Genomic DNA, 8,035 nt, shown 5'->3' on the forward strand with positions numbered 1-8,035 from the left:
GGCCTCTTCGCGAGCAAGCTTTGCTCCTACGGGGATCGTGGTGCCTTGTAGGAGCAAATCTTGCTCGCGAAGCTTTTAATGCCGGTACGAAGAACCGGTATGTTGCTCAGGCAGTTGCGCCGCACCGTGAAACAGCTTCTCGCGCAAGCTGCCGCTGTCGTACGCGGTCTTGTACGACCCACGCCGCTGCAACTCGGGAATCACCAGCTCAATAAAATCGACATAGCTTTCCGGCGTGACAATCCGCGTCAAATTGAAACCATCAAGGCCGGTCTCAGCGATCCACGATTCCAGCTCATCCGCGACTTGCTCAGGCGAACCGACCACGGTGATGTAGCGGCCACCGAGGGCGTGCTGGTCGAGCAATTTGCGTCGCGTCCAGTCGTTGTTCTGCAGGTTTTTCGTCGCCGATTGAATGGCGTTGCTCTTCACGTACTGGATCGGTTCGTCGATTTCGTACTGAGAAAAGTCGATGCCGGTCGATGCAGAAAAATGCGCCACGCCGGCCTCGGCACTCGCGTAACTCAGGTACTCGGCATGCTTGGCCCACGCCGCTTCTTCGGTCGCGCCGACGATCACGTTGAGGCCCATGAACACCTTGATGTCCTCAGGATAGCGCCCCGCCTCAACGGCGCTGGCGCGCACCTTGTCGACCTGAACCTTGGTCGATGGCTTGTTCTGACCGCTGATGAACACGCACTCGGCGTGACGCCCGGCAAAGAGCAAACCGCGATCGGAACTGCCGGCCTGAAACAACACCGGCGTGCGCTGCGGTGACGGCTCGCAGAGGTGATAACCCTCGACCTGATAGAACTCGCCCTTGTGCTCGACCTTGTGCACTTTCTCCGGCTGCGCGTAAATCCGCTGCTCGCGATCATTGAGCACCGCGCCGTTTTCCCAGCTGCCTTCCCAGAGTTTGTAGAGCACTTCCAGATACTCGTCGGCCTGATCATAACGACGGTCATGCTCGACTTGTTCGCTGAGGCCCATGGCTTTGGCGGCGCTGTCGAGGTAGCCGGTGACGATGTTCCAGCCGACACGGCCGCGACTCAGATGATCGAGCGTCGACATGCGCCGGGCGAACAGATAGGGCGGCTCGTAGGTGAGGTTCGCGGTGAGACCGAAGCCGAGGTTTTTGGTCACGGCGGCCATGGCTGAAACCAGCAGCAGCGGGTCGTTGACCGGCAACTGGATCGACTCTTTCAGCGGCACATCGACCGAGTTCTGATAGACGTCGTACACACCGACGATGTCGGCGATGAACAAACCATCGAACAGGCCGCGCTCCAGCAATTGCGCCAGTTCCGTCCAGTACTCAATAGTGTTGTAGCGCGTCGAGGTGTCGCGCGGGTGCGTCCACAAGCCGTGGTTGATGTGGCCGATGCAGTTCATGTTGAACGCGTTGAGCAGGATCTTCTTTTTCGCCGCGCTCATCAGATCGTCCCTCGCAGTGGAGGGTTTTCATCGTTGAGGTAATAGTTGCCGACGGCGTGATATTTCCAGCGCACCGGGTCGTGCAGGGTGTGCACGCGGGCGTTGCGCCAATGACGGTCGAGACCGTGCTCAATCAGCGTGGCCTGACTGCCGGCCAATTCGAACAATGTGCTGCCGGCGGCTAGGGAAATTTCAGTGCTGATCGCGCGGGCTTCGGCGACAGCAATCGATGCCGCAGCGACGGTTTCGGCATTGCTCTCGGCTTGTGCGGCGTCGAGAAATTCGCCGGCGCGTTCGAGCAAGGCTTCGGTGGCGTGCAGACGAATACTCAAGTGGCCGAAGCTCTTCAGCGTCAGCGGATCTTCGGTGGCTTTGTCGTTGCCGGAATCGATCCATGGCCGGGTTTTGCTGCGCACAAAGTGCAGCGCGTCATCGTACGCGGCGCGGGCGATGCCGGTGTCGATGGCGGCGTGAAGGATCTGCGCCAACGGGCCAACCGTGGTCGGACGTTCGAAGGCGCTTTGAAATGGGATCACGTCTTCAGCAGCGACGTAGACGTCTTCAAACACCACCGAGCCGCTGCCGGTGGTGCGCTGACCAAAACCGCTCCAGTCGTCGATCACGCTCAGCCCTTGGCTGTCACGCGGGACGAACGCCAGTTGCTGCACACCGTTTTCATCGACGACCGAGGTCGGGATGCGCTGCGCGTAAATCGCGCCGGTCGCATAGAACTTGCGACCGTTGATGCGATAACCGTCGCCGTCGCGTTTGAGGCTGGTGACGCGGTCGTGAGCGGTTTTGGTGCCCAGTTCCGCCAGTGCATTACCGAAACGCTGGCCGGCGAGTACTTCGGCGTACAGCCGTTGTTTTTGCGCGTGGCTGCCGTTTACCCGCAGCACTTCCAGTGCATAAAAATGGTTCTGTGGAATCTGCCCGAGCGAGCCGTCGGCCTGAGCGATCAGGGCGATGACTTTGGCCAGGGTGACGTTGGACACGCCAGCGCCACCGTATTCCTTCGGCACGCTGATGCCCCACAGACCGGAGCGTGAAAATACATCGAGCTCCGGCAGTGGCAAGCGTCGTTCGCGGTCGCGCACGGCGCTGTCGCGTTTGAAGTCTTCGGCCAGGTCGCTGGCGACGATCAGGGCTTGTTCATCGCTGGTGATGACCGCGACGTGATGGGAAAAAGTCATAGGTTTCTCCATTGCACTTGAGAAAGTGTGCGGTCGTCAGATCCAGGAATGGCGAGCAGGCAAAGTACCGTTGAGGCGATAGGCGCCGACCGCGTGATATTTCCAGCGCACCGGGTCGTGCAGCGTGTGCACGCGGGCGTTGCGCCAGTGACGGTCGAGGTTGAATTCGGCGAGGGTCGCGCGGCTGCCCGCGAGTTCGAACAGTTTTTCGCTGGCGATTAGAGAGATTTCTGTGGTCAGCACTTTCGCTTCGGCCACGGCAATCGAAGCGCGCGCGGCGGATTCGGCGGTGAGCGGTGCTGCGTGCACCTGATCGAGCACTTTGCCGGCCGTGCGCAACAGCGCTTCGGCGGCGTGCAGTTCGATTTTCAGTTTGCCGATGTCGGCGATCACATAGAGGTCATCACTGGCCCGCTCGACCTTGGCATCGATCCATGGCCGTGCACGGGTTTTGACGAAATCGATAGCGTCGTCGATGGCGCCACGGGCGATACCGGCGTCGATCGCCGCTTGAATCAGCTGCGACACCGCACCTTGGGTGTTGGGGATTTCGTTGATCTTCCAGTTGTCGACGACCAGGCTCGATTCGACGCGAACGTTGTTCAGCAAAATCGTGCCGCTGGCGGTAGTGCGCTGACCGAAGCCCGACCAGTCATCGACGATGCGCAAACCCGGGGTGCCGCGACGGACGAAGGCCAGCACTTGCTTGCCGTCATCGTTGAGCGCTTTGACTGCGACCCAGTGCGCGAACAGTGCGCCGGTGGAGTAAAACTTCTGGCCATTGATCACGTAATCGTCGCCGTCGGCGGTGATCCGCGCTTTCAATTCCAGGGTGTTTTTGGTGCCGCGTTCCGGGCCGGCATTGCCGATGCGCCAGCCTTCCAGAACGCTCTGGAACAGCTGTTTTTTCTGCGCTTCGGTGGCGCTGCCGAGCACCAGATTGATGATGCCGAACTGGTTTTGTGGAATCTGTCCCAGCGCCGGGTCGGCGGCGGAAATGATCGCGAACACCTCGGCCAGGGTGACGAATGAAACCTGCGGGCCACCGTATTCGCGCGGGATGGCGATGCTGCCTAAACCACTGCGGGTGAACTGCTCGATTTCCGACCACGGCAGCTTGCGCTGACGGTCGCGTTTGGCGGCCTGCAGGCGGGCAACTTGCGCCAGCTCATGGGCGGCCTTGATGGCTTGTGCGTCGTTGCGCAAAACCTGCGCGGGCAACATCAACGGGGCGATGTCCAGATCCGACTGGACGTTTGCGTCTGCCAGACTGGACATCAGTGCCGCTCCTTGGCTGCACGCAATGCCCTGGCGATCTGCACTGGGGTGATTGTGTTCCGGACCATACTACCTACCTCACATCTTATGAAAAACGCCGCAAAAGTGCGGCGAACGAAAGAATGTCCGGTGGTCCGGTTCATATACCCTAAGCGTGTATAAATATTAAATAAACTAACTTTTAGGAATATGTATAGAAGGGGTGATGGTCGGGTTGGTTACTTGATTTTGATATTGACGCTGTCATTGTGGTGAGTGCTTTTGTGGTGAGGGGATTTATCCCCGATGGGGCGCGCAGCGGCCCTGCTTCTAAAATTAAAAAGCAGGGGCTGCTGCGCAGCCCATCGGGGATGAATCCCCTCACCACAGAATCCCCTCTCTCTTGGAGATGTGGGCTAAGGCTTGCGTGACTCTGCGGCTTTGAGCTCCGGCTTCAGCGGCACTTTCAGATAAGGATTCGCGCATCCAATCTTCAATGTCCGTGGCGGTGCCCAGCGCGAGTTGTTGCCCACCCGATCAATCACGCAGTACGTCACGTCCAGGCGCAAATCCTCACCCGCTTCGACAATCACCGCCGGCGGCACCCACACCTGAATCGCCCGCCCGACATCGGCCGCCGTGACTGCCGGCAGATCCATGCGCACATCGCCCCAGCGCAAGGTGATTTCGTCGTCCTCGGCCATGTTCACGTAAGGCTCGATGGTCAGCGGCACGCCGCGTTTGATCTGGTTCGGGTTCACGCCCTGGCGGCGAATAGTGTCGGGCAGGGTGACGGGTGCCAATTGCTGGTTTTCGTCTCCAGACAGCGCTGGGGGCTGGCCGCCCGGGCAATCGAGTTTGACCTGCACCCGCGTCGCCGCCGACAGCGCCGGGCCTTGGCCAACCTGCATGAGCCGGTAATGAATGCTCGCCGTACCGTCGACGATAAAACTCTCCGGCACACGCAGACTGACGGCCTCGCCCACCTCGTCGCGGGTGAGTACACGGGAGGCGACGTAGCAGCGATTCCAGAACAGTTCGATCAGATCGCCGGCGTCCATGCCGGGGTAGGGCGCCACCTCGATCAGCAGGTGTGCAGCGGCAGACAGGTTGATGCCGGTTTTTTGCGCGGACGCGAGGATCGGCGCCGCCAGTTCGGGGGTGTTCGAAGTGCGAGTCATCGGTTTCTCTCCTTGAAGCCTTGCAGCGAAGTCCGTTTCTGAAAAACAAAAGGCGTGAATTGCCAGGCAATACAACAGCGAACTTCTGTTGCGTCAGAATGCTGGTTGATTGAACTAATAAACGTCGGTTGGCGACTAGATAAGAGCGTGCGGGAAGTGGAGTCAATAGAGGCGTTAAGCTAATCCGTGAATTACGAATTAATCAGAACCTTCCTACGCTTGCGAGGCATTCTGCCTAGGAGGATTGGCGAATGAGACCACGATTATTCGGGCGTTTTGCCGGTTTCGAGGGCGAGACTGTTTGAACCCAATCATGGTTTGAGCAGGGTTTTCTATTGATATGTGTCTGTTGCAGAACATATAAGTGCACTGCATTTAGGGTGTTTGTTATTGCAGAAAGTTTATTCAGCGGGATAAGCGTAACTTCCATCCATGGAAGTTATCGTTTAATGCATTGAACAGATTCAGGCGTGATTCAGAAACTTGCTGAGAAACTGTTTGGTGCGTTCCTCTTTAGGGTTGGCAAACAACGCTTTGGCTTCGCCTTGTTCGACGATCACGCCTTTGTCGAAAAACACCACACGGTTGGCCACGTCGCGGGCAAAACCCATTTCGTGAGTCACGATAACCATGGTGCGTTTCTCTTCGGCGAGACCACGAATGGTCGCCAGCACTTCACCCACCAGTTCCGGATCGAGGGCTGAAGTCGGCTCGTCGAACAGGATCACTTCTGGCTCCATCGCCAGCGCCCGGGCAATCGCCACACGCTGTTGCTGACCGCCAGACAGACGACGCGGATAAGCGTCCTCTTTGCCCGCCAGACCGACCTTGGCCATCAGCTTTTTGCCCAGGGCAATGGCGGCGTCGCGTGGCATCTTCTTGACCACGACCGGGCCTTCGATGACGTTTTCCAGCGCGGTGCGGTGCGGGAACAGATTGAAGTTCTGGAACACGAAACCCACGTGCTGGCGCAAATTGCGCACCAGACCCTGCTGCTGGTTCAACGGGCGGCTGGTATCGATTTCGATATCGCCGACCTTGATCCTGCCGCTAGTCGGTTGTTCAAGAAAGTTCAGGCAACGCAGGAACGTCGTTTTCCCCGAACCGCTGGGGCCGATGATCGCGACGACTTCGCCTTCCTTGACCTCGAGGTCGATGCCGTTGAGCACGACCTGACCCTTGAATTGCTTGGTCAGTTTTTCCACGACAATCATCGCGTCAGGACTCCTGGTCGTGCCGATTGACCCGCTCTTCCAACTTGTTCTGGAAGTGCGAAAGCACCGTGGCCAGAATCCAGTAGATCAGCGCGGCGGCAAGATACATGGTGAAGACTTCGAAAGTCCGGGCGGTAATCAATTGCGCCTGACGGAACAGCTCCGGCACCTGAATGGTGGCGGCCAATGCCGTGTCCTTGACCAGCGAGATGAAGCTGTTGCCCAGCGGCGGCAGCGCCGTGCGCATTGCTTGCGGCAGGATGGCCCGACGCAAGGTTTGCGCGCGGGTCATGCCGATGCTCGCAGCAGCTTCCCACTGACCACGCTCGATCGAACCGATCGCGGCGCGCAGAATTTCACAGGCGTACGCGGCCATGTTCAGCGAGAAGCCGATCAGCGCTGCGGGTAACGGATCCAGTTCGATTCCCAGTTGCGGGAAGCCGTAATAGATCACGAACAACTGCACCAGCAGCGGCGTCCCGCGAAAGAACGACACATACACGCGCGCCAGCCAGCTCACTGATTTGAAGCGCGACAGGCGCATCAACGCCAGGCCGAAGCCCAGCAGCAAGCCGAAGAACATCCCGCCGAGGCTGAGGACGACCGTGTAGTACGCGCCCTTGAGCAGAAAGGGCGCGGAGTCCAGCAACAGCGCCGATGTCTCGGCGAGTTGCTGGCTCAACTGCGGGAAGTGCGCTTCGAATTGAAATCCAACTTCCATTATTTAGTGACGTCTGCGTTGAAGTACTTCTCGGACAGCTTCTTCAACGTGCCGTCAGCACGCAGTTCGTCGATGGCCTTGTTCACGGCAGCCAGCAGTTCCGGCTCACCTTTACGCAGGGCAACACCGGCTTCCTGACGGGAGAAGGCTTCACCGGCGGCGACGGTTTTCGGGGCTTTCTTGGCGTATTCCAGCGCGGCCAGACGGTCGATCAGGATGGCGTCGGTGCGACCGTTGTTGAGGTCGGCGAACTTGGTCGGATCATCATCGTAAGTGCGCACGTCAGCGCCCGGCACGTTGGCGCGAACCCATTGTTCGTAGTTGGTACCCAGGCCCACACCGACTTTTTTGCCGGACAGGTCAGCGGCGGTCTTGATGTTCAGTGCGGACTCTTTGCTCTTCAGCACCAGCGCCTGAATACCGGAAACGGTGTACGGCTCGGAGAAGTCATACTTCTTTTTGCGCTCGTCGGAGATGGTCACCTGGTTGACCACAACGTCCAGACGCTTGGATTCCAGCGCGGCGAGGATGCCATCCCATTTGGTCGGCTGGATCTTCGCTTTGACGCCGAGTTTTTGCGCGATCGCTTCCGAGAGCTCGACTTCGAAACCGGACAGTTTGCCGTCGGCATCGACGAAGCTGAACGGAGGGTAAGTGCCTTCCAGGCCGACGTTGATAACGCCTTTGTCCTTGATCTGTTGCAGCTGCTCACCGGCCACTGCCTGGCTGATCAGACCGGCGCTCAGCGCCAGACCCAGTGAACCCACCAGCAGATTGCGACGTAGTGCGGAAAAATTCATGACGAGCCCCTGTGTTTTCTTATGGAAGACGCTAAAGGAAAGTTGGCGAATTCGTGATTCGTGCGCCTGCGTTATCGTGCCCTAAAGCAGCTTATGCGTCTTGCGCGAAATTCGCCTGCGGCGAGACTATAAGATGTCTGCGTTAGACTTGAAAATACTTAATATCTAATTTGTTAGATCTTATTTGAATATGGCTTCTCTTTAGAAAAGATCGCAGCCTGCGGCAGCTCCTACA

At 58.5% G+C, this 8,035-nt stretch carries 7 protein-coding genes; all 7 read right to left on the minus strand.

Annotated features, from left to right (window positions below):
- Window positions 1–75 precede the first annotated feature (75 nt).
- Complete coding sequence (locus AD669_RS00745; RefSeq protein ID WP_053116508.1) at window positions 76–1,434, minus strand: LLM class flavin-dependent oxidoreductase; 1,359 nt, start codon at window positions 1,432–1,434, stop codon at window positions 76–78.
- Window positions 1,434–2,627, minus strand: coding sequence for an SfnB family sulfur acquisition oxidoreductase (locus AD669_RS00750; protein ID WP_053116509.1), 1,194 nt, complete (start codon window positions 2,625–2,627; stop codon window positions 1,434–1,436). The genes AD669_RS00745 and AD669_RS00750 overlap by 1 nt, the downstream gene beginning before the upstream one ends.
- Before the next feature lie 36 nt (window positions 2,628–2,663).
- Complete coding sequence (locus AD669_RS00755) at window positions 2,664–3,905, minus strand: SfnB family sulfur acquisition oxidoreductase (RefSeq protein ID WP_053116510.1); 1,242 nt, start codon at window positions 3,903–3,905, stop codon at window positions 2,664–2,666.
- A gap of 395 nt (window positions 3,906–4,300) precedes the next feature.
- Window positions 4,301–5,065, minus strand: coding sequence for a hypothetical protein (locus AD669_RS00760; RefSeq protein ID WP_053116511.1), 765 nt, complete (start codon window positions 5,063–5,065; stop codon window positions 4,301–4,303).
- Between the two features lie 464 nt (window positions 5,066–5,529).
- Window positions 5,530–6,279 (minus strand): L-cystine ABC transporter ATP-binding protein TcyN, encoded by a 750-nt coding sequence (gene tcyN, locus AD669_RS00765; protein ID WP_053116512.1) that lies wholly within the window; start codon window positions 6,277–6,279, stop codon window positions 5,530–5,532.
- A gap of 4 nt (window positions 6,280–6,283) precedes the next feature.
- The gene (gene tcyL, locus AD669_RS00770; RefSeq protein WP_008083614.1) at window positions 6,284–7,000 is read right to left on the minus strand and encodes a cystine ABC transporter permease; all 717 of its coding nucleotides are present in this window, start codon (window positions 6,998–7,000) and stop codon (window positions 6,284–6,286) included.
- On the minus strand, window positions 7,000–7,800 hold the full coding sequence (tcyJ, locus tag AD669_RS00775; RefSeq protein WP_053116513.1) for a cystine ABC transporter substrate-binding protein: 801 nt from the start codon (window positions 7,798–7,800) through the stop codon (window positions 7,000–7,002). Before tcyJ ends, tcyL begins: the two co-directional genes overlap by 1 nt.
- Between the last annotated feature and the right edge of the window lie 235 nt (window positions 7,801–8,035).

The organism is Pseudomonas sp. P1.31, assembly GCF_001269815.1.
Taxonomy (GTDB): Bacteria; Pseudomonadota; Gammaproteobacteria; order Pseudomonadales; family Pseudomonadaceae; genus Aquipseudomonas; species Aquipseudomonas rustica.

What these genes read in the sequence shown, in the direction of transcription:
- AD669_RS00745 (WP_053116508.1), bottom strand. Translation starts at nt 1,434, where the DNA reads ATGAGCGCGGCGAAAAAGAAGATCCTGCTCAACGCGTTCAACATGAAC.
- AD669_RS00750 (WP_053116509.1), bottom strand. Translation starts at nt 2,627, where the DNA reads ATGACTTTTTCCCATCACGTCGCGGTCATCACCAGCGATGAACAAGCC.
- AD669_RS00755 (WP_053116510.1), bottom strand. Translation starts at nt 3,905, where the DNA reads ATGTCCAGTCTGGCAGACGCAAACGTCCAGTCGGATCTGGACATCGCC.
- AD669_RS00760 (WP_053116511.1), bottom strand. Translation starts at nt 5,065, where the DNA reads ATGACTCGCACTTCGAACACCCCCGAACTGGCGGCGCCGATCCTCGCG.
- tcyN (WP_053116512.1), bottom strand. Translation starts at nt 6,279, where the DNA reads ATGATTGTCGTGGAAAAACTGACCAAGCAATTCAAGGGTCAGGTCGTG.
- tcyL (WP_008083614.1), bottom strand. Translation starts at nt 7,000, where the DNA reads ATGGAAGTTGGATTTCAATTCGAAGCGCACTTCCCGCAGTTGAGCCAG.
- tcyJ (WP_053116513.1), bottom strand. Translation starts at nt 7,800, where the DNA reads ATGAATTTTTCCGCACTACGTCGCAATCTGCTGGTGGGTTCACTGGGT.